The sequence below is a fragment of the Mitsuokella sp. AF33-22 genome (genome assembly GCF_003475755.1).
In the GTDB taxonomy this organism is placed as follows: domain Bacteria; phylum Bacillota; class Negativicutes; order Selenomonadales; family Selenomonadaceae; genus Mitsuokella.
This window is the reverse complement of sequence record NZ_QRQA01000010.1, coordinates 82,607-107,918: the sequence shown is the minus strand read 5'-3', so window position 1 is coordinate 107,918 and position 25,312 is coordinate 82,607. Positions and strand designations below refer to the sequence as shown.

General features: G+C 58.4%; 24 protein-coding genes and 1 tRNA gene. 2 read left to right on the top strand and 23 right to left on the bottom strand.

Going from position 1 to position 25,312, the window contains the following annotated elements; translation table 11 throughout:
* Positions 1-65: 65 nt before the first annotated feature.
* Entirely contained in the window at positions 66-1,973 is a 1,908-nt protein-coding gene (locus DWZ54_RS07880; RefSeq protein WP_118475337.1) for a PfkB family carbohydrate kinase, read from the top strand.
* A complete protein-coding gene (rbsK, locus tag DWZ54_RS07875) occupies positions 1,966-2,880 on the top strand; it encodes a ribokinase (RefSeq protein ID WP_118475335.1) in 915 nt (304 codons plus the stop codon). Before DWZ54_RS07880 ends, rbsK begins: the two co-directional genes overlap by 8 nt.
* A 55-nt stretch (positions 2,881-2,935) precedes the next feature.
* Here the strand turns inward: rbsK and DWZ54_RS07870 are convergent, their stop codons facing one another.
* The 23 genes from DWZ54_RS07870 to DWZ54_RS07765 all read right to left on the bottom strand — a co-directional run bounded on the left by DWZ54_RS07870 (position 2,936) and on the right by DWZ54_RS07765 (position 25,303).
* Positions 2,936-3,913, bottom strand: a complete 978-nt coding sequence (locus DWZ54_RS07870; protein ID WP_118475333.1) for a Gfo/Idh/MocA family protein — start codon at positions 3,911-3,913, stop codon at positions 2,936-2,938.
* Positions 3,914-3,972: 59 nt separating this feature from the next.
* Positions 3,973-4,650 carry a transaldolase family protein gene (locus DWZ54_RS07865; protein ID WP_118475332.1) on the bottom strand — a complete coding sequence of 226 codons (678 nt, stop codon included), beginning with the start codon at positions 4,648-4,650 and terminating at the stop codon, positions 3,973-3,975.
* 40 nt (positions 4,651-4,690) lie between these two features.
* Positions 4,691-5,893 carry an alanyl-tRNA editing protein gene (locus DWZ54_RS07860; RefSeq protein ID WP_233541655.1) on the bottom strand — a complete coding sequence of 401 codons (1,203 nt, stop codon included), beginning with the start codon at positions 5,891-5,893 and terminating at the stop codon, positions 4,691-4,693.
* Positions 5,894-5,979: 86 nt separating this feature from the next.
* Complete coding sequence (locus DWZ54_RS07855; protein WP_118475330.1) at positions 5,980-6,627, bottom strand: TrkA family potassium uptake protein; 648 nt, start codon at positions 6,625-6,627, stop codon at positions 5,980-5,982.
* 21 nt (positions 6,628-6,648) lie between these two features.
* On the bottom strand, positions 6,649-7,980 hold the full coding sequence (locus DWZ54_RS07850; protein ID WP_118475328.1) for a TrkH family potassium uptake protein: 1,332 nt from the start codon (positions 7,978-7,980) through the stop codon (positions 6,649-6,651).
* 78 nt (positions 7,981-8,058) lie between these two features.
* Positions 8,059-8,143: transfer RNA gene (locus DWZ54_RS07845), tRNA-Leu, on the bottom strand.
* Positions 8,144-8,208: 65 nt separating this feature from the next.
* Positions 8,209-9,378 (bottom strand): D-alanyl-D-alanine carboxypeptidase family protein, encoded by a 1,170-nt coding sequence (locus tag DWZ54_RS07840; protein WP_118475326.1) that lies wholly within the window; start codon positions 9,376-9,378, stop codon positions 8,209-8,211.
* A gap of 105 nt (positions 9,379-9,483) precedes the next feature.
* Positions 9,484-10,860 carry a DNA repair protein RadA gene (gene radA / locus DWZ54_RS07835; RefSeq protein WP_118475324.1) on the bottom strand — a complete coding sequence of 459 codons (1,377 nt, stop codon included), beginning with the start codon at positions 10,858-10,860 and terminating at the stop codon, positions 9,484-9,486.
* Positions 10,861-10,870: 10 nt separating this feature from the next.
* Positions 10,871-11,008, bottom strand: a complete 138-nt coding sequence (locus DWZ54_RS11860) for a hypothetical protein (protein ID WP_158573639.1) — start codon at positions 11,006-11,008, stop codon at positions 10,871-10,873.
* On the bottom strand, positions 10,995-13,511 hold the full coding sequence (locus DWZ54_RS07830; RefSeq protein ID WP_118475322.1) for an ATP-dependent Clp protease ATP-binding subunit: 2,517 nt from the start codon (positions 13,509-13,511) through the stop codon (positions 10,995-10,997). The genes DWZ54_RS11860 and DWZ54_RS07830 overlap by 14 nt, the downstream gene beginning before the upstream one ends.
* A complete protein-coding gene (locus DWZ54_RS07825; protein ID WP_118013854.1) occupies positions 13,508-14,596 on the bottom strand; it encodes a protein arginine kinase in 1,089 nt (362 codons plus the stop codon). Before DWZ54_RS07825 ends, DWZ54_RS07830 begins: the two co-directional genes overlap by 4 nt.
* Positions 14,586-15,134 carry a UvrB/UvrC motif-containing protein gene (locus tag DWZ54_RS07820; protein ID WP_118013852.1) on the bottom strand — a complete coding sequence of 183 codons (549 nt, stop codon included), beginning with the start codon at positions 15,132-15,134 and terminating at the stop codon, positions 14,586-14,588. The genes DWZ54_RS07825 and DWZ54_RS07820 overlap by 11 nt, the downstream gene beginning before the upstream one ends.
* A 60-nt stretch (positions 15,135-15,194) precedes the next feature.
* Positions 15,195-15,647, bottom strand: a complete 453-nt coding sequence (locus DWZ54_RS07815) for a CtsR family transcriptional regulator (RefSeq protein WP_118475362.1) — start codon at positions 15,645-15,647, stop codon at positions 15,195-15,197.
* Between the two features lie 139 nt (positions 15,648-15,786).
* On the bottom strand, positions 15,787-16,674 hold the full coding sequence (locus tag DWZ54_RS07810) for a metal ABC transporter substrate-binding protein (RefSeq protein ID WP_118475320.1): 888 nt from the start codon (positions 16,672-16,674) through the stop codon (positions 15,787-15,789).
* Positions 16,675-16,760: 86 nt separating this feature from the next.
* The gene (locus tag DWZ54_RS07805) at positions 16,761-17,705 is read right to left on the bottom strand and encodes a nitronate monooxygenase (protein WP_118475318.1); all 945 of its coding nucleotides are present in this window, start codon (positions 17,703-17,705) and stop codon (positions 16,761-16,763) included.
* 89 nt (positions 17,706-17,794) lie between these two features.
* Positions 17,795-18,181, bottom strand: a complete 387-nt coding sequence (locus DWZ54_RS07800) for a biotin/lipoyl-containing protein (protein ID WP_118475316.1) — start codon at positions 18,179-18,181, stop codon at positions 17,795-17,797.
* Positions 18,182-18,231: 50 nt separating this feature from the next.
* A complete protein-coding gene (locus tag DWZ54_RS07795) occupies positions 18,232-18,381 on the bottom strand; it encodes a methylmalonyl-CoA carboxyltransferase (RefSeq protein ID WP_199497476.1) in 150 nt (49 codons plus the stop codon).
* A 16-nt stretch (positions 18,382-18,397) separates the two neighbouring features.
* A complete protein-coding gene (locus DWZ54_RS07790; RefSeq protein ID WP_118013843.1) occupies positions 18,398-19,927 on the bottom strand; it encodes an acyl-CoA carboxylase subunit beta in 1,530 nt (509 codons plus the stop codon).
* A gap of 100 nt (positions 19,928-20,027) precedes the next feature.
* On the bottom strand, positions 20,028-20,444 hold the full coding sequence (mce, locus tag DWZ54_RS07785) for a methylmalonyl-CoA epimerase (protein WP_118013841.1): 417 nt from the start codon (positions 20,442-20,444) through the stop codon (positions 20,028-20,030).
* 34 nt (positions 20,445-20,478) lie between these two features.
* A complete protein-coding gene (gene meaB, locus DWZ54_RS07780) occupies positions 20,479-21,495 on the bottom strand; it encodes a methylmalonyl Co-A mutase-associated GTPase MeaB (protein WP_118475314.1) in 1,017 nt (338 codons plus the stop codon).
* Positions 21,496-21,627: 132 nt separating this feature from the next.
* Positions 21,628-22,023 (bottom strand): cobalamin B12-binding domain-containing protein, encoded by a 396-nt coding sequence (locus DWZ54_RS07775; RefSeq protein WP_118013837.1) that lies wholly within the window; start codon positions 22,021-22,023, stop codon positions 21,628-21,630.
* Positions 22,024-22,089: 66 nt separating this feature from the next.
* Positions 22,090-23,739 (bottom strand): methylmalonyl-CoA mutase, encoded by a 1,650-nt coding sequence (locus tag DWZ54_RS07770; protein ID WP_118013835.1) that lies wholly within the window; start codon positions 23,737-23,739, stop codon positions 22,090-22,092.
* Positions 23,740-23,803: 64 nt separating this feature from the next.
* Positions 23,804-25,303: an acetyl-CoA hydrolase/transferase family protein gene (locus tag DWZ54_RS07765; protein ID WP_118475312.1), complete on the bottom strand. Its 1,500-nt coding sequence runs from the start codon at positions 25,301-25,303 to the stop codon at positions 23,804-23,806.
* Between the last annotated feature and the right edge of the window lie 9 nt (positions 25,304-25,312).

Genomic DNA, 25,312 nt, shown 5'->3' with positions numbered 1-25,312 from the left:
TCATCGCTTTAGAAATAGTTTTACGAAAACTATTTCTAAAAATAAAAAGAAAGGAGCGTGCGAGTTTGAACATCAAGGATATTGCGGAACTGGCTGGCGTATCACCAGCCACAGTATCCAAGGTCATCCATCACAAAGACAGCGGCATACGCGACATCACCCGGCAGAACGTTCTGGCCGTCATTGAAAAATATCAGTATCAGCCCTATAAAAAGATTCTCCAGGAACATGAACGCCAAAGCAGGATCATCGGCGTCGCAACCGATATCAGCAGCACGGACACCATGCGTTTCCTGTCGGCCCTGACAAAGGCCTTCATGCAGACCGGCTACTCCCTGATGGTATTTCCCTATCATCCGGATTATCAAACGCTTCTCACGGACAGCATAAAAAGTCAGCATGCCGAAGCAGTCCTCGCACTGACCAAGGCCCCTCCGCTGCTGCTCAAGCCGCTCGCCGAATCCGGACTTCCCGTTTTCTGGCTGGCAAGTGAAAAAAATCCCGCGATGATTTCGCTGCCATCAGTCAAGGAGCAGGCAGCTTACCGCATGACCAAATACCTGCTCGCACTCGGGCATCATCACATTATCGGCCTTGCCCGGGACGGCACCAGTCTCTGGCAAAAAGGTTATGAGCAGGCCTTCCGGGAAGCACATCAGCAGGCAGGAACAGTCCTCACCTCCGAGGTCCTCAAAAACACCCTGACGTTCTGGCTGCCCAAGGAGTGTACGGCTGTTCTCTGCTCCGACCTTGAAACGGCCGTCTTGGTGCGAGAAGAGCTGCGCAGCCACGGGCTGCGCGTGCCGCAGGATATCTCGCTGGCCTGCCTCAGCGGCGTGGAAAAAGCTGACAAGGAAGCCGCCAGGATCACCATGGCCTGGATGGACTGGACGGCTTATGCGGCAAAGATAAGTCGCAATCTTCTGGAGCAGCTGGGTGTCCGTGCTGAAGATGCACCCGCAGATGATAAACAAATGATACAGATCCTGCCATGCGGCAGTACTGCCGCACCGCCTCAGAAAGGCCTTGGCAAGAAGCTCATCGTCGTCGGCAGCATCAACATGGACCGCAACATCTTCCTTCCGCATCTTCCTGCCGCTGGAGAAAACCTGATGGCATCAAAAGTCGTGCAGGCTCCTGGCGGCAAGGGGGCCAATCAGGCAGTCGGGGCCGCAAGGCTCGGGGCGGAAACCTGTCTCATCGGCATGATGGGAAAGGATGCCGCCTCCCAGATGATTTTCAACGAGCTGCAGAAAAATCACGTCTGCTGTACGGGTGTTTCCTTCGATGCCGCACTCGATACCGGCACGGCTTATATCAACGTCACGGCCAAGGGCGAAAGCAGCATTGTCATCTACCCCGGGGCCAACAGCCTGCTGACCCGGGAACGCATCGCGGCACAGGAAACGCTTTTTGACGGTGCGCATTATTGCCTGCTGTCCACGGAAATCCCCATGTCAGCCATCGAAGAAACCCTGCAGATCTGCCGGCGCAAAGGCATCCCGGTCCTCGTCAAGCCGGCAAATATCCGCAGTCTTCCCGCCGCCCTGCTGCCCGCCATCACGTATCTTCTCCCCAGCCGTCGGGAAATCGAGATGCTGAGACCGGGACCGTCCTCGCTGGAGGAAAAAGCACAGTACTTCCTGCAGGCCGGTGTGAAACATGTCATCATCACACTGGGAGCCGATGGCTGCCTGTTCTGCCACCAGGGGGGACATCAATACTTCCCTGCCATGGATATCCAGCCAGTCGACACGACAGGCGGTGCCGATGCCTTTATCAGCGCACTGGCCGTCTGTCTCAGCGAGGGCATGCCCATAGAAACGGCCATTGGCTTCGGCACTTACAGTGCCGGTCTCTGCATCGCGGGTCCCGGCGTTCAGCCCTCACTGCCTCAGCGAAATCTGCTGGAATCATACCGCGAAGAAATCCAGATTCGCTTTATGGAAAAAGGAGGAATCCATCATGAATAATGTACTGGTCATCGGCAGCCTCAACATGGATTTTGACGTTTATACCAGCCGCCGTCCGGCCCCTGGTGAAACCGTCATGGGACAAAGCATGAAAATGGTCCCTGGCGGCAAAGGCGCCAATCAGGCCTACGCACTGGCCCGAATGAAGGTAAAGACGTCCATGATCGGCGCCGTTGGCGATGATCCGTTCGGCAGGATGCTCGTGCAAAATCTCAAAACAGCCGGCGTGGACACGAGCGGCATCCGCCTGTCTGACCGGGAAACCGGCAAAGCCTTCATCGAGATTGACGGGCAGGGACAGAATTACATCACGGTGATCGCCGGTGCCAATCACGATCTCGATGAATCCCTGCTGCTCGACCACATCGATCTCTTTGAGCAGGCCGATGCCGTCGTCATGCAGCTGGAGATTCCCTTCCCCATTGTCCTGCAGGCCGCAAAGCTCTGCCGTCAGAAGGGAAAGCTCTTCATCCTGGACCCGGCGCCAGCCATGCGGGACATACCGGCCGATTTCTTTCCGCTCGTCGATATCGCCAAACCAAATGAAACCGAACTGTCTGTCCTGACCGGCATGCCCACGGACAGCCGGGAGGAAATTGTACGGGCGGCGCAGAAGCTCCATGCGCTGGGCGTCCGGAATGTCATGGTGACCCTTGGGGGGCAAGGCACGCTTCTCCTTCAGGAGAGCGGCATGCAGGAATTCCCGGCTTATCCGGTAAAAGCGGTCGATACGACGGCCGCCGGAGACTGTTTCCTCGCTTCATTCATCAGTCAGTTTGATGGCAGGGATTTCGCACCGGCCATCGATTTTGGCGCCAAAGCAGCCTCCATTGCCGTAACGCGTCCCGGTGCGCAATCCTCCATCCCCGATTATGAAGAAGTCTGTCAAAAATTTTCTCATTCCTGATAAAAAGTCCTCGCAGATTGCCGTCTGCGAGGACTTTTTTGTCTCTATATCGTGTTTATTCTTCTTTGGGATACTTCATGCCCCAGTCCTGACGAATCTTCGTCATGATATCCATGACATCGACCGTATAATCAAGGTGCATGGTATTCGCAGTCCCGCTTACGGCCTGCTCCATATCTCGCACTTCATAAGTCAGGGCATCGGCCGTATCACCCGCTGTCACTTCTTCCTTACGGCCGTCCTCCGTCCAGGTGATGACGGCCTTGTCGCCGCGCGGATACTCGTAAAGCTCGATATAGGCCTTGTCAAAGGAGATTGTGCCGCGCTTTGGCTGCTTGGCGTGCAGGGACAGGATAACCGTCGCCATCTCCTCCTGTTCATTCTTCAAGAGAATGCTCGCCTGTTCATCGACGCCCGTCGGCGCATACTTGACCTGAGAGAGGATCTCATGCGGACACGAGCTCATGAACCAGCGCACGAACGACAGCGCGTAGACGCCGATATCCAGCATGGCGCCGCCCGCCAGACTGCGGTTGAAGAAACGGTTCTTCATGTTGTATTCCTTGTAGCTGCCGAAATTCATCTGCAGCAGGCGCAAGGGGCCGAACTCGCCCTTTTCCATGCGCTCCTTGAGCACACGGTAGAGGGGCATATGGTAGATGGTCTGCGCTTCCGCCAGCACCACATGGTGTTCTCTTGCCAGCTGTACAGCCTCCGCAAGCTCCGCCGCATTGAGCGTGATGGATTTTTCGCAGAGCACATGCTTGCCGGCGGCCAGAGCCTGGCGCAGGTATTTGATATGCGTGTTGTGCGGCGTCGAGATGTAGACAATGTCGACATCATCGTCGGCAAAGATTTCCTCCGGCGTATGATAGACGTTCGGGATGCCGTATTCTGCCGCAAAGGACAGCCCCTTCTCATACGTCCGATTCCCCACGCTGTAGAGATTGCCGCCAAGCTTCTGCATGGCCTCGGCCAGCTGATGCCCGATGACGCCGCAACCAAGCGTGGCCCAGCGATACTGTACTGCCATGATGATTCCCCCTGTCCCATCCTGTACGGACACAACGTATTTTTGCATATCTGGCAAAATCAGATATTGCTCATATCCCTGCCCTGGCCGCAGAGCGTCTCAAAATCCGTGCGGAAGGTCTTGACTGCCATCGTGACGGCATCGAGCTGCACGAGGCTTTTGAGCACGGAGGGCGCGAGCGTAGCCGCGCCGATGCCGCAGGTGCAGAGTGCGAGCACCTGCTGGGCATTCTTGAAACTAGCCGCCAGGATTTCGGCATGGCAGTCGTTCTGCGTGAGGATGGTCTGGATATTCCGGGCGGTCACGATGCCATCGGAGCCCAGATTATCGATGCGGTTGACATACGGCGCCACATAGGAAGCACCGGCCTTCGCCGCGAGAAAGGCCTGCATCGCCGTGTAGACGGCCGTGCCCGTGATGCGCACGCCGTCCTTGTGGAGCTTCTTCATCGCGCACAGCCCCTCGGACGTCACTGGAATCTTGACGTACGTCGAGGAACCGAGTTCATCGCCGATGCGGTCAGCTTCCTCAATCATGCCGGCGGCATCTTCGGACACGACCTGCACGTGCAGCTCTGCTTCCGAACCGATGAAATCCCGGATCTCGCCGAGCACCTCATACGGCGGCCTGCCCGTGCGCGCGAGGATACTCGGATTCGTCGTCACACCATCGAGCGGGAATATCCCGTATGCCTCTTTGATTTCTGCCATATCGGCACAATCCAGCAACAACTTCATGAAAATCTTCCTCTTTTCCGACAGTATTCCAAAACAGTTCTTACCAGGCGGCGGCAAGATCCGCTGCCATCTGCTGCCAGCCCTCAACACAGGCGGCGCTGCCCTGGCAGGCATCCGGCCGTCCGCCGCCGCGTCCCTTGAAGCGGTCGTTGACTTCCTTGAGCTTCTGCTGACAGTTCACATCATCTGACGCGGCAGACAGGATGTAATTGATGCGCGCGCCGTTCCGGTAGAAGACGGCCACCACGGCATGCTCCCGTTCGAGTGCTTTCCTGGCAAGGGCCTTGGCCTGTGACGGCGTCAGATCCTCGCGGATAAAGACGAGTTTGCGATGGCCCGCCTGATCAAATACCGGCTTGGCGTCCATCTCGCGCAGCTCGTAGTCGAGCAGCCGGTCCGTAAGGGCTGTGACCTGCACGCCGAGCGCCTTCTTTTCTTCCTCGAGGCGCTCGACACCCGCAGCGATCTCTTCTTCCTTGACCGAGAGACGGTTGGAAACGTCCTGTGCCGCCCGCATCCAGACATCCATCTTCTGCAGGGCCTCGCGGCCACAGAGGAAACTGATGCGCGAACCGCCCTTATGGCGCTCCACCTTGAGGACCTTGACGAGCCCCACCATGCCGGTCGTCGGCGGATGCGTACCGCAGCAGGTGCAGGAATCGTTGCCCTCGACGGAAACGATGCGCAGGATTCCCTTGAGCTTGTCGTTGAATTTGCGCAGCGGCCGCTTGGCCGCATGTTCTGCAGGCACGAGCTCCACATGGATGGGCCGGTCTTCCTCGATGGCCCGATTCGTCATGGCTTCAGCTGCCATGGCCTCCTCATAATCCACCTCGCGGCTGATATCGATGGAAACCATGTCAGGGTGCATGTGGAAGCCCACATTATCCGCCCCGTAGAGCTTCCAGAACGCATAGGACAGCATGTGTTCCCCGCAGTGCTGCTGCATGTGATCAAAGCGTTCCTGCCAATTGAGCTGACAGGTCACGAGCGTGCCTGCAGCAAGCGGCTGCTTCGTCTCATGATAAATGATGCCGTCCCGTTCCGAAGCATGCAGGACCTCGATGGCATCCCTGCCGTTCCTGAGCACGCCGCGGTCGCTGAGCTGTCCGCCGCCCTCCGGGAAAAAGACCGTCTGATCCAAGACAATCCGGTAGCCGTCTTTGGCTGGCTCACAAGCCTGCACCGTTGCCTCACAGGACTGCAGCATGACATTCTCTTCAAATAATTTTTTGGTCTTCAAACTGCAACACTCCTTTTCTACAGGTATTCAACAGGCGGGCCGATTTTCCTGCCGGCAGCACCGGATACAGCGTCTTTGCGCGATGCTCAGAATTTCACGAAACGCTCCATGTCCTCCTGCTTGCCGAGGACCAGGATGGAATCCTCCGCCCGCAGCATCGTCTGAGGCGTGATCTCCACCGTCAGGCTGCCCCCAACCTTGATGCCGAGCACATTGACATGGTAATTGCGGCGGATATCGAGCTCCCCGATGGTGTGTCCCGCCCAAACGACCGGCATCGAGATCTCGTAGACCGCATAGCCGGGACTAAGCTCGAAGTAATCGAGCAAGTGGTTGGAGCCGTAGCGGATGGCCGTCCAGAGAGCCAGCTGCTTCTCCGGATAGACGACCTCATCGGCACCGTTGCGGCGCAGGAAGCGCTCATGGATGCTGCTTGACGCGCGGGCTACGATATAGCGCGCACCGAGCTCCCGCAACTGCAGTGTCGTCTCCAGAGAACTCTGGAAATCGTCGCCGATCGCCACGATGCACGTATCAAAATTGCTGACGCCGAGCGACTCAAGGAAATGCCTGTCGGTCGTGTCGGCAATCAGGGCATTGTTCGTATAAGCCAGCACCTGATTGACGAGGTCCTCGTTCTTGTCGATGGCCAAAATCTCGTGATGCATGGCATGCAGCTTGCGGGCCACGTGGCGGCCATAGCGGCCAAGCCCGATCAGTAATATGGATTTCATTTTTACACCTCACTGCCATCGTCAGCCGATGGTAATCTTGCCCTCGGGCAGGCGGCGCCGCGCCGCGCTCTTCCTGCTATGCAGGGCGTAAATCATGGTCAGGGCGCCGACGCGTCCGAAATACATCAGGAACATCAGGAGCCCCTGAGACAGCGGCGACAATTTCTCCGTCAGGCCGATGGAAAGGCCGACCGTGCCGATGGCCGATGACGTTTCCAGCATACAGTCGATCATGGCCGCATGGTCAAAGACACTGATGAAGATGCTGATGCCCATGAACAGGAACAAGTACATCATGAAGATGGCCAGCGCGTGCTGCAGCGCCTCCATCGGCATGCGTCTCGACAGGCATTCGACATCGCGCTTCATCTTCAGGGCCGAAATCATGGCCATGAGGAGCGTGAAGGCCGTCGTGACCTTGATGCCGCCTGCGGTCGACCCCGGGGCGCCGCCCGTCAGCATCAGGAGCACCATCAGGCAGCGCCCGGCCTCGCTCAGATCCTCGATGTTCATCGTATTGAAGCCGGCCGTGCGCGTCGTGACGGATTGAAACAGCGCCTGCCAGAACCGCGTGAAGGCATCCGTGCCCGCCAGCTCCTGCGTGAAGAAGAAGAGAGCCGGCAGGAAAATGAGCACAGCCGTCATGATCATGATGATGCGCGTCTGGAACGTCCAGCGACTGACGTGATGGCGGTGCGTGATGACATCGGCCCAGGTCAGGAAGCCCAGGCCGCCGGCCACGATGAGCCCCATGATCGTCAGATTGACCAGAGGATCAGCGGCATAGGCCATCAGGGAACCGCCGCCGCGGCTCCCCAGAAGATCAAAGCCCGCGTTGCAGAAGGCCGAGATGGCGTGAAAGAACGCCATCCAGATACCGTGCTGCCAGCCGTAATCGCGGACAAAGACCGGCGCGAGCAGGCAGGCTCCGAGAAACTCCACCCCAATCGTGAATTTGAGGATGAAGCGCAGGAGCCGGACGATGCCGCCGAGCTGCTGCGCGGAGAGCGCCTCCTGCATCGTATGGCGCTGCATGAGTCCCACGCGCTGCCCCGAGGCCATCGTGACGGCCACGGCCATGGTCACGACGCCAAGGCCGCCAATCTGTATGAGGATGAGGATGACGAGCTGGCCGAAGAACGACCAGTAGGAAGCCGTATCCTCCACGGTCAGTCCCGTCACGCACGAAGCCGAAACGGCAGTGAAGGAGGCCGACAGGAAGCTAGCACCGCGCCCGTCGCTCGTCGCCAGCGGCGTCATGAGCAGCATGGTGCCCATGGCAATGAGCAGCAGGAAGCTCAGCACGATGAGCTGGAAGGACGAGAGCCGACGCAGGCCGTGCAAGATATTCATGGTAATGGAAATCCTTTCATAATAAAAACGGGGCTGCCCCACCGAGTTTCCTCCGTGTGACAACCCCGAACTTTGCTCTGGTGCGGATGAAGGGGCTTGAACCCATACGCCTTGCGGCACTGGATCCTAAATCCAGCGCGTCTGCCAATTCCGCCACATCCGCATAGGGACATTATAATATAACCGTCTTGCCACTGTCAACCGCACGCCAGGAACAGGAAACAGGCATCAAAGCCACGTCAGCACGCCCTCGAAGACGCCCACGAGCCAGGAACCGAGCGAGAATCCCGGCTCCACCGGATTGGCGATGAGGTCGACGCTGCCGACCGGCTGCCCGTCGTATGACAGGATGAGTTTGCCGACGGCTTCGCCGGGCTCGATGGGCGCGGCAATGACCTTCGGCAGGTCATACGAAATCGTATAATGCTCGGCAGATTCTCCCGGCAGCAGCGGATAATAGATATCCCCCGCCGGAACCACCTTGGTCCGCGAATGAACGCCGCCCTTAACCCAGACGTGACGCTTGCATGCAGAGGCCGTCGGCCCGGCAGCCATGGTCGTCTCAGCAAAGCCGTAATCCAGGATGCGCCGCATATCCTTGAAGCGGTCCTCTTCGCTCGCCGCATGCATGACCACGGCGATGAGCCTGACATCGCCGCGTTCCGCCGAAGCGGCCAGGCAGCCGCCGGCCGCCTTCGTCCAGCCCGTCTTGATGCCCGTGATGCCCTCATAGCGGCCCAGGAGCTCATTCGTGTTCTCCACAAGCAGCTGCTTGCCCGCAGGCTCTTCCCAGCGGATCGTGCGCTGCTGCTGGCGCACGATATCGCGGAACACGGGATTCCGCATGGCATACTGTGCCAGCCGTGCCATATCGTGAGGCGTCGAATAGTGGTCTTCATCCGTCAGCCCGTTCGGATTCGCGAAATGCGTGCCGGTCATGCCGAGCTCCGCCGCTTTTTCATTCATGCGCGCGACAAAGTCGGGGACGCTGCCGTCCGCTGCTTCCGCAATGGCCACCGCCGCCCCGTTGTCCGATGCCATCATCATGCCGCGCAGGATTTCCTCAAAGCGCATCGTATCGCCCGCTGCGATTTGCAGCGGCGTATCCTCGGTCTGCGCCGCGAGCGGCGAAATCTTCACGAGACTGTCGGGCGTCAGACTGTTCATCCCCAGAAGGCAGGTCATCATCTTCGTCATGCTGGCCGGATAATGGCGCTCCTCACCATGCTTCGACCAGAGCACGCGGCCCGTCTGCGCATCGATGAGAATGGCCGCATCCGCCGTAACCTCAGGCTCTTCCGCCTGCGCCAGAGATGCCGGCAGCAGCAGGAACAACAGAAAAAAGACGAGCAGGCCGGCCCGCCTGACACAGCCTGCCCTATCACATAATCGAGGCATATCATACCCTCCCAGAAGTCGTTTTTTTCTTCACAAGAAAAACCTTCCCCAGCCGAGGAAGGTTTTCTGCGGATGATTCTATTATAACACGTCACGGCGTCCTGTCTATGCCTTTGGCATAGCCAGGCGCAGCGCATCGCCGATGGTTTCCGCCCCATAGAGCGAAATCCCTTCAATCGTATCCTTGAGCTGGCGGTAATTCTTCATAGGCAGGACGACGTGCTGGAAGCCCAGGCGTTTGGCTTCATGGATGCGCAGGTCCGCCTGACTGACAGCCCGGACTTCGCCGGAGAGCCCGACCTCGCCGAAGACGATGGTCTTGGGCCGCAGCAGCCGGTTGGCAAAGCTCGAAGCCATGGCCACGCAGAGGCCGAGATCAGCCGCCGGCTCATCGATGCGGATGCCGCCGGCCACCTTGACGTAAACATCGCAGGCGCCGATTGAAAGATGGACGCGCTTCTCGAGCACGGCCAGCAGAAGCTGGATCCTCTTGACGTCGACGGAATCCGCCGTGCGGCGCGGCGGCACATACGGCGTGGGCGCCACGAGGGCCTGCAGCTCCACGAGCAGCGGCCGTGTGCCCTCGACGGTCGGCACGATGACCGTGCCGGAGTCCTGCTCGCGATCCGACAAAAAGAGTTTCGAGGCATCGGGTACATCGACAAGCCCCACATCGCGCATCTCGAACAGACCGAGCTCATTCGTGCTGCCAAAGCGGTTCTTGACCGCGCGCAGCACGCGGTATTCCGCATTGCGCTCCCCCTCGAAGTAGAGCACCGTATCGACGATATGCTCGAGGACGCGCGGTCCCGCAAGCGTGCCGTCCTTCGTGACATGACCGATGATGAAGGCCGCGATGCCATTCGTCTTGGCAATGCGCAATAAATCGACGGAGCATTCGCGCACCTGGGAGACGGAGCCCGGCGCACTCTGCACATCAGGCTTGAATATGGTCTGGATGGAATCGATGACCAGAAGCTCCGGCTTTTCGGCAAGGATGTGCTGCTCGATCGTCTCGAGATTCGTCTCGCTGACGACGAGCAGGGAATCCGCCAGCGCGTGCAGGCGGTCGGCCCGCATGCGCACCTGCCGCGTGCTCTCCTCACCGGTCACGTAAAGCACCTTGCGGCCGGCTCGCGCCACCTCGGCACAGACGCGCAGCGTCAGGCTCGATTTGCCGACGCCGGGATCGCCGACGATGAGCACCATGGAGCCCGGAATGACGCCGCCGCCGAGCACGCGGTCAAGTTCGCCCGAGCCCGTCGCAAAGCGCGGCAGATCCTCGATGCGAACCTCGGCAATCGGCTGCGGCTTGCGCGCATCGGAGAGCCCGAGGCGCAGACCTCCCGACGCCGGCTCCGGCGTCACTGTCTCCTCGACCATGGTATTCCAGGCACCACAGCCCGGACAGCGGCCGAGCCACTTCGGCGTATCGTACCCGCATTCCTGACAGACATAGACGGTCTTCTTTTTCTTGGGCAATCGCGACACCTCACTTTTCTCTTGTCAGCAGCTTCCGCACGAGGCGGATGGTCCAGCGGCCGAGCCAGACAACCGCCCAGATGATATTCTGGCAGAAGTTCCAGAACCTTGCCCCATATCCTTCCGGCAGCAGCTTATTCCTTGGCATGGACGCCTCCTGCTGGCTGAGCCGCTTTTTCGTCCGTTTCACCCCTGTCCTCCTTGCGCGCAAACGTCAGCTCATCGCCGCTCTTGCGCACGAGGATGGTATCGCCGGAACGGAACTCGCGTGCGAGCAGCCGCTCGGCAATGCGGTCTTCGACAAGCTTCTGGATGGCCCGCTTCAGGGGACGGGCACCGTATTTGAAATCCGTGCCCTGTTCCACGAGCTTGTTCTTGGCCGCCGGACTGATGTCGAGGCGGATATCGCGTTCCTGCAGGCGCTTGCGGACATCCCGCAGCAGAATATCCACGATGCGCTCGAGCTCGGCGCGGCCGAGCGGATGGAAGACGATGAGCTCATCGATGCGGTTGAGGAATTCCGGTTTGAACACGTGGCGGATGGACTGCAGCACGCGTTTTCTCCCGGCTTCTTCCCCGTTGTCCCCATCGTCGCCGCCTACGGCAAAGCCCAGTGAACCGCCCGTGCGGCGCAGGAGATCGGCTCCCGCGTTGCTCGTCATGATGATGACCGTATTGCGGAAATCCACGGTCCTGCCCTTGCCATCCGTCAGGCGGCCATCGTCGAGGACCTGCAGCAGGATGTTGAAGACATCGGGATGCGCCTTCTCGATCTCGTCGAGCAGAATGATGGAATACGGCTTGCGGCGCACGGCATCCGTGAGCTGACCGCCTTCCTCATAGCCCACGTAGCCTGGAGGCGCACCGACCATGCGGGAAACCGCATACTTTTCCATGTACTCGGACATATCGAAGCGAATGATGGCATCTTCCGTGCCGAACAAGGCTTCCGACAGTGCCTTGGCAAGCTCCGTCTTGCCGACGCCCGTCGGTCCGAGGAACAGGAACGAGCCGATGGGACGCTTCGGGTCTTTGAGCCCCGCCCGCGCGCGGCGCACCGCCTTGGATACGGCTTCCACCGCTTCCTGCTGGCCGACGACGCGGCGTGCAAGGATCTTCTCCATATGCAGCAGGCGGTCGGATTCCTTGGCCGCGATCTGCCTGACGGGCACGCCCGTCCACTGCGCCACGACATCGGCAATATCGTCAGCGCGCACAACGATGCGGCTCGTGCCGCGCTTCTCGAGCTTGCGCTTGGCTTCATCAAGCTCCTCCTTCACGAGCTGTGCCTTGTCGCGGATCTTTGCCGCGCGCTCGTAATCCTGCGCGGCAATGGCTGCCTCTTTATCACTCTGCAGCTTGTCGAGTCTGGCCCGCAACTCTTTCAGGTGATCCGGCTGGGCCACCTGCTTCATGCGAACCTTGGAAGCGGCTTCATCCATGAGGTCGATGGCCTTATCCGGCAGGAAACGGTCCGTGATGTACCGCTGCGAAAGGCGCACGGCCGCATCAATGGCCTCGTCTTCGATATGCGCGCGGTGGAAATCCTCATACTTGGGGCGCAGCCCGTACAGGATCTTCTTGGCATCTTCCTCATCAGGCTCCTCGACCATGATGGTCTGGAACCTTCTGGAAAGGGCTGCATCCTTTTCCAGATGCTTCTTGTATTCGTCAAGCGTCGTCGCACCGATGATCTGAATCTCGCCGCGCGAGAGCGCCGGCTTCAGGATATTGGCCGCATCGAGTGCGCCCTCCGCCGCACCGGCGCCGATGAGCGTGTGCATCTCATCGATGAACAGGATGATGCTGCCATCCTTGCGGATCTCGTCGATGAGCCCCTTGAGACGTTCCTCGAACTCGCCGCGGTACTTGGCACCGGCTACGAGCGAAGCCATCGAGAGCGAGATGACCTTCTTGTCGCGCAGCATGTACGGGACGGTGCCTTCCACGATGCGCTGGGCCAGCCCCTCGGCAATGGCCGTCTTGCCGACGCCCGGCTCGCCGATGAGGATGGGATTGTTCTTCGTGCGGCGCGAAAGAATCTGGACGACGCGCTGGATTTCCTTGTCGCGGCCGATGACGGGGTCCATATGGCCCTCCTTGGCCACATCGTTGAGGTTGCGGCCGAAACGCTCCACCATCATCGGCTGATGCGTGCGGCCGCGCGCCTCACCGCGGCCAGCTGAGGCCTCGCCGTCGCCTTCAGGATGCGGGCTGTCGATGCGCGCCAGCACCTCATCCTGCAGGGCGTCGAAATCCACGCCCAGGCTGATGAGGAGTTCCGTCGCCGCTCCCTCCGTTTCCTCGAGCAGGGCCAGCAGGATGTGTTCCGTGCCGATGTAATTATGGCGAAGGCTCTGCGCCTCCTCGACGGCCCCTTCCATGACGCGCTTGGCCCGCGGCGTATAGTAGGGATTGTCCGACGGATAATCCGTCTCGCCGGACACCATTGCCTCGACCTTCTGCATGACGGTGTCGAAGTTCAGTCCGACTGCTGACAGCGCCTCATAGGCCACGCTGCCCTCCTCATGCAGGAGGCCCAGCAGGATATGCTCCGTGCCGATGTAGTCCTGTTCGAGATTGCGCGACACGTACTGCGCGAATTCGATGGCCTTGATGGCACGGCTGGTAAAATGATTGCGATAATTCATTTTGGAGCCTCCTGGCCGCGGGCATGTGCCAGAAGTGCCTGGCGCACATGATTGGCCCGCAGCCTGTCTATTTCATGTTTGGATAAATTCTCATTCTCTGCAACATTCTGCAGGTAGCTCGTGCGGCTGCTGATGAGGATCTCGGCGAAGCAATCGGCCGCGACCTCGTTGATGAGCTTGAGATCGATGCCAAGGCGCACCTTCGATAAGAGTTCCAAGACCTCCTGTTCCGACAGCAGGCGCGCGTAGCGCAGCGTGCCATAGGCACGCCATACCTCATCTTCGAGGCGTTCCTTCATGTAGAGGGCCAGGGCCTTGCGCGCCTGGCGTTCATGGGAAACGATCTCCATGACAGCCGTCTTGAGGTTCTCGATGATCTCATTCTCCGAGAAGCCCAGCGTCAGCTGATTGGAAATCTGGAACAGATTGCCGAAACGTTCTTTCTCGTCACCATACACGCTGCGGATGGCCAGGCCAAGCTGCGGCGAGATGTTGACGATACTCTCGATATTGTGCGTGAAGACGAGTCCCGGCAGATGCAGCAGCACTGACGCGCGCAGACCCGTGCCGAGGTTCGTCGGGCACGAGGTCAAATAGCCCATCTTCTCATCAAAGGCAATATCGAGCTTGTCTTCAATCATATCATCGATATGCGAGGCCTTGGCAAACGGCGTATCGAGGTCGAGCCCCGGCGCCATGCACTGGATGCGCAGGTGATCCTCCTCATTGATCATGATGCTCGTGCGGCAGTCTTCGGTGATGAACGCCACGCGATGCTGCGGATTCTGGATGAAGTTGTTGCTGATGAGCTGCTTCTCCACGAGCACATCGCGCTGCAGCGGACTCAGGCGCTCCATGTCGAGCAAATCAAAATCCTGCTGCAGATCCGCGGCAATGCCCGGCAGGATTTTCTCGACCTGCAGGCGCACCTCGGCGAGCTGGTTGAAATCCGCCCGGTTCGGGAACGGCACCTGACGGAAGTTGCGGGCCAGGCGGATCCGGCTTGCGAGCACGACATCGCTCTCCCTGCCCTCAGCGGCCAGCCAGGAAAGGCTGCTGTCGCGCAAAAGCGTATTAACGGACATCGGCACGGCCCCCTTCCTTCTCCTCCAGCTCCTTCTCGAGCAGCCGCACGCGGTCGCGCAGCTCTGCGGCTTTCTCATACTCTTCCTGCGCGACGCACTCCTTGAGCGCCCGGCGCAGCGTCTCGATCTCATGTTTCTTCTCGAGGCGGCCGCCGCTGCGGTGCGGGATCTTGCCGCTGTGCGTGCTTGAACCGTGGATGCGGCGCAGCAGCGGCTCCAGCTGACGGCGGAACGTACTGTAACAGACGCTGCAGCCGATCTTGCCCGTCTGCTGGAAATCACGGTAACTCATGCCGCAGTTCGGGCAGACCAGTTCCGTCACCTGTTCCTTTGTGCGCTCCGCGGCACCCGTATCCGCACTGAAGACACCCTTGAGGAAATCATTCATCGATACGTTTTTCCTGCGCTGCGGTTCCACGAGGAATTCGCTGTAATTCGCCGCGCATTCCTCACAAAGATTCTTCTCGACACGGCCATTCGGGCCGATCTGCGTAATATGGACAACGGCCCGGTTGCGGCCGCAATCATCGCATAACATCATGCGTTCCCCCTTTACCAGGTATGCTCTCTGCTACGATATCCTCCGGGAAATCGCGATCTACGAAAAATTCTCCACCGTCATCAGCATGGCCTTGAGCAGATGAACGCGCTCCTTGGCAGACATGCCCTCCGACTGATACACAGACGTCACGACCTGCATCATCAGCGCTGCCTCGCGGTTCGTGATCATCTCGTGCTGCAGGAGATACCGGACCATCGACTGCACCGTCTGGTAATCCGTATCCTCCTTGATCTTCTCCATCATATCCTGATAGACGAGATTCTTCAGCGGCACCTGCACAATGCGGATATAGCCGCCGAGGCCGCGGCGTGACTCTACGACAAAGCCCTTTGCCGGCGTGAAGCGCGTGGACAGCACATAACTGATCTGGGACGGAGCACAGGAAATCTCGTCTGCGATATCCGTGCGCCGCAGCTCCACCTTGCCGTCCTGCTTCGTCGCAAGCTGACGCAAGATATACGCTTCAATCAAATCTGCAATATTACTCACGATAATCACCTTCACTTGCAATTGACTATTTGACTATTAGTTTCCTATATTATATTTGATTTTTTGACTTTCTGCAAGTAGAAAATGCATGCGCAAAAAAAGCCGCATGAACAACTCCGTGCTCATGCGGCTGAAATCCTTACTGAAGTGCCTCTTTGAGGACTTCCATATTCTTCTTCATCGCGTCGATATAGGCATCCATCGCCTGCTCGTTCGCCTCTCCCGTCACCACGGGATCAAGCTGGTAGATTTTCGCGCCCGTCTCAGCGGCAATCGTCTTCGCGGCTGACGGCGAATACTGCGGCTCCGTGAAAAGCACCTTGACCGGCAGCGCATTCACCTGGCGAATGGTCTCCTCGAGTTCCTGCGGCGTCGGCTCCGTCCCCGGCTCGCGCTCAATCACGCTGACCACGTTGAGCTTGAATTCCTTGGCCAGGTACGGGAAAGCCTCGTGGAACGTCACGATGTCCTTGTGCGGCAGGTTGTCGAGCTCCTCATGCATCTGCGTGCGCAGCTTGTCGAGCTTCGTCACGTAATCGAGCGCATTCTTGCGGTAAGCGTCGGCATGTGCCGGATCCGCCTCGCAGAGCTGACTCGTGATGGCCTTGACCTGCTCAATGCTGTACGTCACGCTGAGCCAGACATGCGGATTCTCCTCATCGCCATCCTTGAGCAGATTGATCTCATCTGACTTCGAGGCATCGATGATCTTGAGATTCTTCTGCTGCTTGACGACCTTGTCGAGGAAGCTCTCCATGCCGGCGCCATTGACGACGAAAGCATCGGCCTTCTCAAGCGTCTTCATGTCTTCCGTCGTCAGCTGGTAATCGTGCAGGCAGCCCGTCTGCGGCTTCGTCATGTTGACGACCTCGACGCCATCCACGTCCTTCGTGATGTTGATGACATCGATATACATCGGATAGAACGACGTGACAATGCGGAACGCCTTCTTGTCACTGCCCCCCTGCTTCGTGCTGCCGCAGCCCGCCACGAGGACGACGAGCAACAGGCAGAGGACCAGGCTCATGATTCGTTTCAAAAAAATTCTCCCTTCTTTTGTAAAAGAGGAGCGCCGGCAATGCTCTTGCCTGCGCTCTTGAAATTCCATCTCAATTATATTTTTATTGTAGCAGCTTTGTCAAGCGTTTCGCGTGCCTGCCGGACGATCCGCTCAATAATCACGGCTGCCGGCTCAATGGCGGTGAGTGGTGTCAGGCTCTGACCAGCCTGCATCATGCCGTGCTCCACATCGCCGTCGACCGCTGCCAGCCGGTTCGTACCCGTAGCCATCTTGAGGAGCGTATCCTTATCCGTTTCTCCGGCGAGCTCCAGCTCGACGAAATGCTCCGCAAACGGATTGCGCAAGCCGCGCACGGCGCCGCCGATGGTCAGGCCCGTCACGATGCTGTCGGTATCCGTCGCCTCGAGCAGTTTCTGCTTCATATTCGGATGCGCGGGGCATTCCTGCGCCACGAGGAAGCGCGTGCCCATCTGCACGCCGGCCGCGCCCATCAAAAGCGCCGCAGCCAGACCGCGTCCATCAGCAAAGCCGCCCGCCATGATGACGGGGATGTGCACCTCGGGGATGACCTGCGTCATGAGCGGCAGCGTGCAGAGCGTGCCGATGTGGCCGCCGGCCTCCATGCCCTCGACGACGATTGCATCAGCCCCCTTCGCCTCGACGCGCTTTGCCAGGCGCAGATTCGGTACCACGGGAATGACCTTGATGCCCGCTTCGTGCAGTTTATCAAAATACGGCACGGGGTTGCCGGCACCGAGGGTCACGAAGGCCGGCTTCTCCCGGCAGATGACCTCGACGATCTCTTCTTTGTTCGGAGCCATGAGCATGACATTGACGCCAAACGGCTTGTCGGTGAGCGTCCGGCAGCGGCGAATCTCCTGCTCCGTATATTCCGTCGTCCGCCCGCCCGTTGAGATGATGCCGGCACCGCCCGCATTCGATACGGCCGCAGCCAGGCCTGCGTCCGAGATCCAGGCCATGCCGCCCTGAATGATGGGATAGCGGATCCCCAGAAGTTCAGTCAAACGTGTCGCCATGATAAGCCTCCTTATATGAATGAATGGATACGAAAAAGGGCTGCCGGCACCCGGTAATTGCCCGATGCGGCAGCCCCATGCTATAGCGATCAGCCGAGGATGACGAGAGAATCGTGAACCTTAACGCTCTGACCAGCCGTGACGTTGAACGTCTTGACCGTGCCGTCTGCATCAGCCGTGATCTCATTCTGCATCTTCATGGCCTCGAGGATCAGCAGGACATCGCCGGCCTTGACAGCCTGGCCTTCCTGAGCGACGAGCTTGACGATCTTGCCCGGCATCGGAGCATCGATGGAATGCTCACCAGCGCCGGCAGCGACAGCGGCCTTGGCCGGAGCAGCCGGGGCAGCCGGAGCTTTCGGAGCCGGAGCGGCCTTCGGTGCAGCTGCTTTCGGAGCAGCAGCCGGAGCAGCCTTTACTTCTTCTACTTCTACTTCATAGGACGTGCCATTGACCGTGATATTGAACTTTTTCATTGAACTTTCCTCCAAGTTATCTGTAATCCATCATGGATGACGCATCAGCTTCAGCGGCGGCCGCCGCGGGCAGCCAGGGCCCAGGCGTTGCTCGTGCGCTTGATGCGGACGGCGATGACACGATTGCCGGTCATCATCTGGACAGCAGCCGAAATCGCAGCAACGACTTCCGGGCTGACCTCTTTTGCATCAATTTTCAAGTTGCTCACCCCTCAATCAAAGCGGAATATTGCCGTGCTTCTTGGCAGGGCCGACCTCGCGCTTGCTGGCAAGGGCATTGAGGGCCGTGATGATGCAGGGGCGCGTCTCCTTCGGCTCGATGACCATATCGACGTAGCCGCGCTCAGCCGCAACGTACGGCGTAGCAAAGTTCTCGACGTATTCCTTCGTCTTTGCTTCCTTGTCCGGATCCTTGCGGAAGATGATGTTGGCTGCACCAGCCGGACCCATGACAGCGATCTCAGCCGTCGGCCATGCCATGACCTGATCGGCACCGAGCTCGCGGCAGCACATGGCGATGTAGGAGCCGCCGTATGCCTTGCGCGTGATGACCGTGACCTTCGGCACCGTCGCCTCGCTGTACGCGTAGAGCATCTTGGCGCCGTGGCGGATGATGCCGTTGTGCTCCTGATCGACACCCGGCAGGAAGCCCGGTACATCGACGAGGTTGACGAGCGGGATGTTGAAGGCATCGCAGAAGCGGATGAAGCGTGCCGCCTTATCGGATGCATCGACATCGAGGCAGCCGGCCATGACGTTCGGCTGGTTGGCGATGATACCAACGCTGCGGCCGTCGAAACGTGCGAAGCAGCAGATGATGTTCGTGGCGAAATGCTCATGCACTTCGTAGAATTCACCGTTATCGACGAGCGAACGGATGACATCCTTCATATCGTACGGCATGTTCGGATTGTCCGGGATGATGGTGTTGAGGCTCTCATCCTGGCGGTCCGGATCATCACCCGTCTCGACGACCGGTGCATCTTCCATGTTGTTGCTCGGCAGGAAGGACAGCAGGTAACGGATCTGCTTGATGCAGTCCTCTTCGTTCTCTGCCGCGAAGTGAGCGACACCGCTTCTCGTGTTGTGCGTCATCGCACCGCCGAGCTGCTCTGCCGTGACTTCCTCAGCCGTAACGGATTTGATGACGGCCGGGCCCGTGATGAACATCTGGCTCGTGTTCTTGACCATGTAGATGAAATCCGTGATGGCCGGGCTGTAAACAGCACCGCCGGCGCACGGTCCCATGATGACGGAGATCTGCGGGATGACACCCGAAGAAGCCGTATTGCGGTAGAAAATGCCGCCAAATCCCGAGAGGGCATCGACTGCTTCCTGGATGCGGGCACCGCCGGAATCGTTGATGCCGATACAGGGTGCGCCCATCTTGAGAGCCAGATCCTGGACTTTCCAGATCTTATGTGCGTGCTTCTCGCCGAGCGAACCGCCCGAAACCGTGAAGTCCTGTGCATAAGCATAGACGAGGCGTCCGTCGATCGTGCCGTAGCCCGTGACAACACCTTCACCAGGCATTTCCTTTTTCTCCATGCCGAAGTTCGTGCAGCGATGCTTCATGAACATATCAAGCTCGACAAATGTGCCCTCATCGAACAGCATGTTGATGCGTTCACGAGCCGTCAGCTTGCCCTTTTGATGCTGCTTGTCAATGCGAGCCTGACCGCCACCCAATCTGATGTGTGCTTTTTTCGCATTCATCAGGTCAATTTTTTCCTGAACAGTAGCCATTATATACCTCCTAATGTAAAGCATATCGCTTTGTTCTTGCAAGTTCTATTTTGCACGATTTACGTGAAAAATGCAAGGATTTATCACCAAGTGATAAAACTTAGTCGCGCTGGCAGAGCTCGAGGAGGACGCCGTGGGAAGCTTTCGGATGAACAAATGCAATCTTGGCACCGCCTGCACCCTTGCGCGGCTTCTCATCGATGAGGCGCACGCCCTTCTCCTTGAGGTCTGCCAGAGCAGCCTCGAGGTCATCGACGCGCAGAGCGATGTGCTGGATGCCGCCGCGGCCCTTGTTCTTCTCGATGAATTTCGCGATCGGGGATTCCTCATCCGTAGCAGCCAGCAGCTCAATCTCGCTGCCATTCGGCGTCGGGAAGAAGCCCGTCGTGACCTTCTGCTCCGCAACCGTCTCTTCGCCGTTGGCCGGCAGGCCAAGTGCTTCCGTCCAGAATGCACCGACTTCCTTGAGATCCGTGACAGCAATACCGATATGGTCGACACCTAAAACCTTGAACATAATGGTTTCCTCCTCCAAAATCATTAAACTCTCGTTATTTCAGCATTTCCTGAAGCAGCTCCCCGACTACGGAGTACGGGTCTGTCTCATGATGCTTAATCTGCTTGACGTAGCCATCAAGCCTGCCCGTCGCGACAATCTTGTTCTTGACGTAGCGTCCGATGCTGCTCTCGAGGATATCGAGCATTTCATCGCGCGTGCGCTTCGTGCGGCGCCAGGAAAGCTCGCCGTCGCCTTCGATATGGACGCGATGCTTGTGGATGCTTTCAAGCAGCACATCAATGCCCTCATTCTGATTGGCGACTACTTTGTCGATGGACGGACGCCAGCCCGTCGTCGGCGCCATGATGGCGGCCGACAGATGATGGAACTGATCCTGCAGGGCCTTCTTCGTCTCATCCGAAGTCATCATGGTATTCGCATCGAGATCGAGCATCATGTTGAGCTCACGCACGAGCTTGTCGGCTCCGTCGTGATCGGCCTTGTTGACGCAGAACACGTCACCGATCTCGAGGATACCGGCCTTGATGGCCTGGATGTCATCGCCCATGCCGGGGATCAGCACGACTACCGTCGTATCAGCGGCCTTGACGATATCGACCTCGGACTGGCCGACACCGACCGTCTCGACGATGATGATATCCTTGCCGAAGGCATCCATAGCCTTGACGGCATCGGCCGTCTTATGGGACAGTCCGCCGAGGCTGCCGCGCGTGCCCATGCTGCGGATGAATACGCCTTCATCGAGCGTCAGGCCGTTCATGCGGATGCGGTCGCCGAGAATGGCACCGCCCGTGAACGGGCTCGTCGGATCCACGGCGATGATACCCACCGTCTTACCCTGTGAGCGGTACGCTCTGGCAATCTTATCAGTCAGCGTGCTCTTGCCGGCACCAGGAGGGCCGGTAATGCCCAGGACATAAGCATGGCCTGTGTGCGGATAAATCTCCTTCATGATATCCGTCGCTTCCTCGTATTCATTCTCGATGGCCGTGATGGCACGGGAAAGCGCCAGACGGTTGCCCGCCAAAAGCTCCTTTGCTATATCCAAGACCTCACCACCTTTCTCATGATTCAATCGTCAACCATCCAAACGCCTGCCGTTTACAGATGGCTGCAATAAAATAGTGCTGGCAGCAAGGGGCCAAGATTCCCATCGGCCCCAGGCTCCCAACACTTATGCTTACGCTTTTACATGTTCTTTGATGAAGTTGACAACGTCGCCCGTCGGCGTGCCCGGCGTGAAGACCTCGGCAATGCCGGCTTCCTTGAGGGCCGGGATATCAGCCTCAGGGATGACGCCGCCGCCGATGATCAGGACATCGTTCATGCCTTCCTTGCGGACGAGGTCGACGACTTTCGGGAAGAGATGGCCGTGTGCACCGGAGAGGATGCTCATCGCAATGACGTTGACATCTTCCTGCAGGGCAGCTTCGGCAATCTGTTCCGGCGTCTGGCGCAGGCCCGTATAGATGACCTCGAAGCCAGCATCACGCAGCGCGCGGGCAACGACCTTTGCACCGCGGTCATGGCCGTCAAGGCCCGGTTTTGCAACTAATACTCTGATTTTCTTTTCCATTTCGATTCCTCCAAACTATCGCACAAGGCGATACGTGTACGCAAGATTCCTGCGGCAGATGACAGCTTAAAGGCTGACATGTGCCTCGTATTCACCGAATACTTCACGCATGACGTTGCAGATCTCGCCGAGGGTTGCATACGTCTTGACAGCAGCCAGGATATGCGGCATGAGGTTTTCATGCTCATCCTCGCAGGCAGCCTTGAGGTCAGCCAGTGCAGCCTTGACTGCTTCGTTGTCGCGTTTTGCCTTCATGGCCTCGACTTTAGCCTTCTGGCGCTCGCCGACAGCTTCATCAACCTTCAGCAGGTCTTTTGGAGGTTCTTCGTTTTCCATCTGGAACTTGTTGACGCCGACAATCGTGCGGGCACCGGACTCAACGTCCATCTGCCACTTGTAAGCGCTGTCCTGGATTTCCTTCTGGATGTAGCCCTTCTCGATGGCAGCAACGGCGCCGCCCATCTCGTCAATCTTCTTGATGTAGTCCCAAGCCTCAGCCTCGATCTTGTTCGTCATGGCCTCGACGTAGTAGGAGCCGGCCAGCGGATCGATGACATCGGCCAGGCCGCTTTCGTAAGCGACGATCTGCTGCGTGCGCAGAGCGATCGTGACGGATTCCTGCGTCGGCAGAGCAAGTGCTTCATCGCGGGAGTTCGTGTGCAGGGACTGCGTACCGCCCATGACAGCAGCGGCCGTCTGCAGAGCAACGCGGACGATGTTGTTGTTCGGCTGCTGAGCCGTCAGCATGGAACCAGCCGTCTGCGTATGGAAGCGCAGCTTCATGGACTTGTCCTTCTGAGCATGGAAGCGCTCTTTCATGACCTTGGCCCAGATACGGCGGGACGCACGGAACTTCGCAACTTCTTCCAGCACATTGTTGTGTGCATTCCAGAAGAAGGACAGACGGCCGGCGAAATCGTCGATGTGCAGGCCAGCCTTGAGAGCTGCCTCGCAGTAAGCGATACCATCGGCAATCGTGAAGGCGATTTCCTGTGCAGCCGTCGAACCAGCCTCACGGATATGGTAGCCGGAAATGGAGATCGTATTCCATTTCGGTACGTATTTCGAGCAATATTCAAAGATATTCGTGATCAGACGCATCGACGGACGCGGCGGGAAGATGTACGTGCCGCGGGCCGAATACTCCTTGAGGATATCGTTCTGGATCGTACCGCGCAGCTGGTCAGCCGGAACACCCTGCTTCTCAGCAACAGCGATGTACATGGCGAGCAGGACCGAAGCCGGTGCATTGATCGTCATGGACGTGGAAACCTTGCCCAGATCGATCTTGTCGAACAGCGTCTCCATATCAGCCAGCGAATCGATGGCAACACCGACCTTGCCGACCTCGCCCTCTGCAATCGGGTCCGTGGAATCGTAACCGATCTGCGTCGGCAGGTCGAAGGCGCAGGAAAGGCCCGTGGCGCCATTCTCAATCAGCATGCGGTAGCGCTTGTTGGATTCCTCAGCCGTCGAGAAACCTGCGTACATGCGCATCGTCCAGAAGCGGCCGCGGTACATCGTCGGCTGTACGCCGCGCGTATACGGATAAACGCCTGGGAAGCTGAGTTCCTCTGCATAGTCCTCATCCTTGATGTCGAGCGGCGTATAGAGGCGCTGCTCCGGAAGATGCGGACGCTCCGGGAAGCGGGCGATTGCTTTTTCGACGCTGGCTTTGTATTTTTCAAGCTCAGCCTGGATTTTTTCATTGCTCATAGTGGAAATCCTCCTGACTTCATTCCAGTCATTCTCTATGTAAATGTATCTTGAGATTGATGGCTTATTTCATCGTGCCGTCCTTCAGGAACTTCTCGTGGAACGAGAATGCTTCCTCGAGGATATGCGGCGTATGATTGTGCTTCGTGGCAGCATCTGCACGCTGGAAGTAATCGAGCAGCTGTGGACGGTAATCCGGATGAGCACAGTTGTTGATGATCTCAAGCGCACGCTCGCGCGGAGCCTTGCCGCGCAGGTCGGCAATGCCCTGCTCCGTGATGATGATATCGACATCGTGTTCCGTGTGGTCGATGTGCGAGCAGAACGGGACAACTGAGGAGATCTTGCCATCCTTGGCTACCGACGGCGTGTAGAAGATGGTCAGGTAAGCATTGCGTGCGAAATCGCCGCTGCCGCCGATGCCGTTCATCATCTTCGTGCCCGTGATATGGGTCGAGTTGACGTTGCCGTAGATATCGACTTCGATGGCCGTATTCATGGCGATGACGCCGAGACGATGGACGACTTCCGGACTGTTGGAGATTTCCTCCGGGCGCAGCAGCAGATATTTCTTGTACTTTGCCACATCTTTGTAGAAGCGTGCCAGGCCCTCAGGCGACGGCGAGAAGGCCGTGCCGGAAGCGAAATTCAGCTTGCCCGCATCGATGAGGTCGAGCATGCCGTCCTGGATGACTTCGGTGTAAACAGTCAGATCCTTGAGGTCCGAATCGACGAAACCTGCGATGACGGCATTGGCGACATTGCCGACACCCGACTGCAGCGGCAGCAGGTTCTTCGGCATGCGGCCCGCATCGATCTCCTTCTGCAGGAAGTCGAGCGTAAAGGCCGACATCTTCTTGGAGTTCTCGTCGATGGCCGACAGGGAACGCGTGTGATCCTTGATATCGCAGGGAACGATGTACTTGATCTTCTCCGGCGTGCACGGGATGTACGGCGTGCCGACGCGGTCATCTGCCTTGACGATTGGGATTGGCAGACGGTTTGGCGGGTCGAGCGGGATGTAGACATCGTGCATGCCCTCGAGCTCGAGCGGCTGAGATACGTTGACCTCAACGATGACGGTATCGGCCGACTGCACGTAGGAAGCGGCGTTGCCGAGAGACGTCGTCGGGATGATGTTGCCCTCTTCCGTGATGGCACATGCCTCGACGATGGCTACATCGATCTTGCCGAGATAGCCGCAGCGGCTCAGCTGAGCCGATTCCGAAAGATGCAGGTCGAGATAATCGACCGAGCCATCGTTGATCTCACTGCGAAGCACCTTGTCCGTCTGATACGGCAGACGTTTCTTGATGCCGTGTACGGAAGCCAGGACATCATCGAGCTCCGGGCCCGTCGATGCACCCGTCCACAGATTAATCGTAAACGGTTCTTTCTTCATGCGCTCTGCCAGAGCAATCGGCACAGCTTTTGGATAAGCAGAAGCTGTGAATCCGCTCGTCGCAACATTCATGCCAGGTTTGATGAATGCGGCAGCTTCTTCGGCAGTCACAATCTTCTCCTGCAGGGACTTGTTACGCACGCGATCGAGAATATCAATCATCAGAAAACC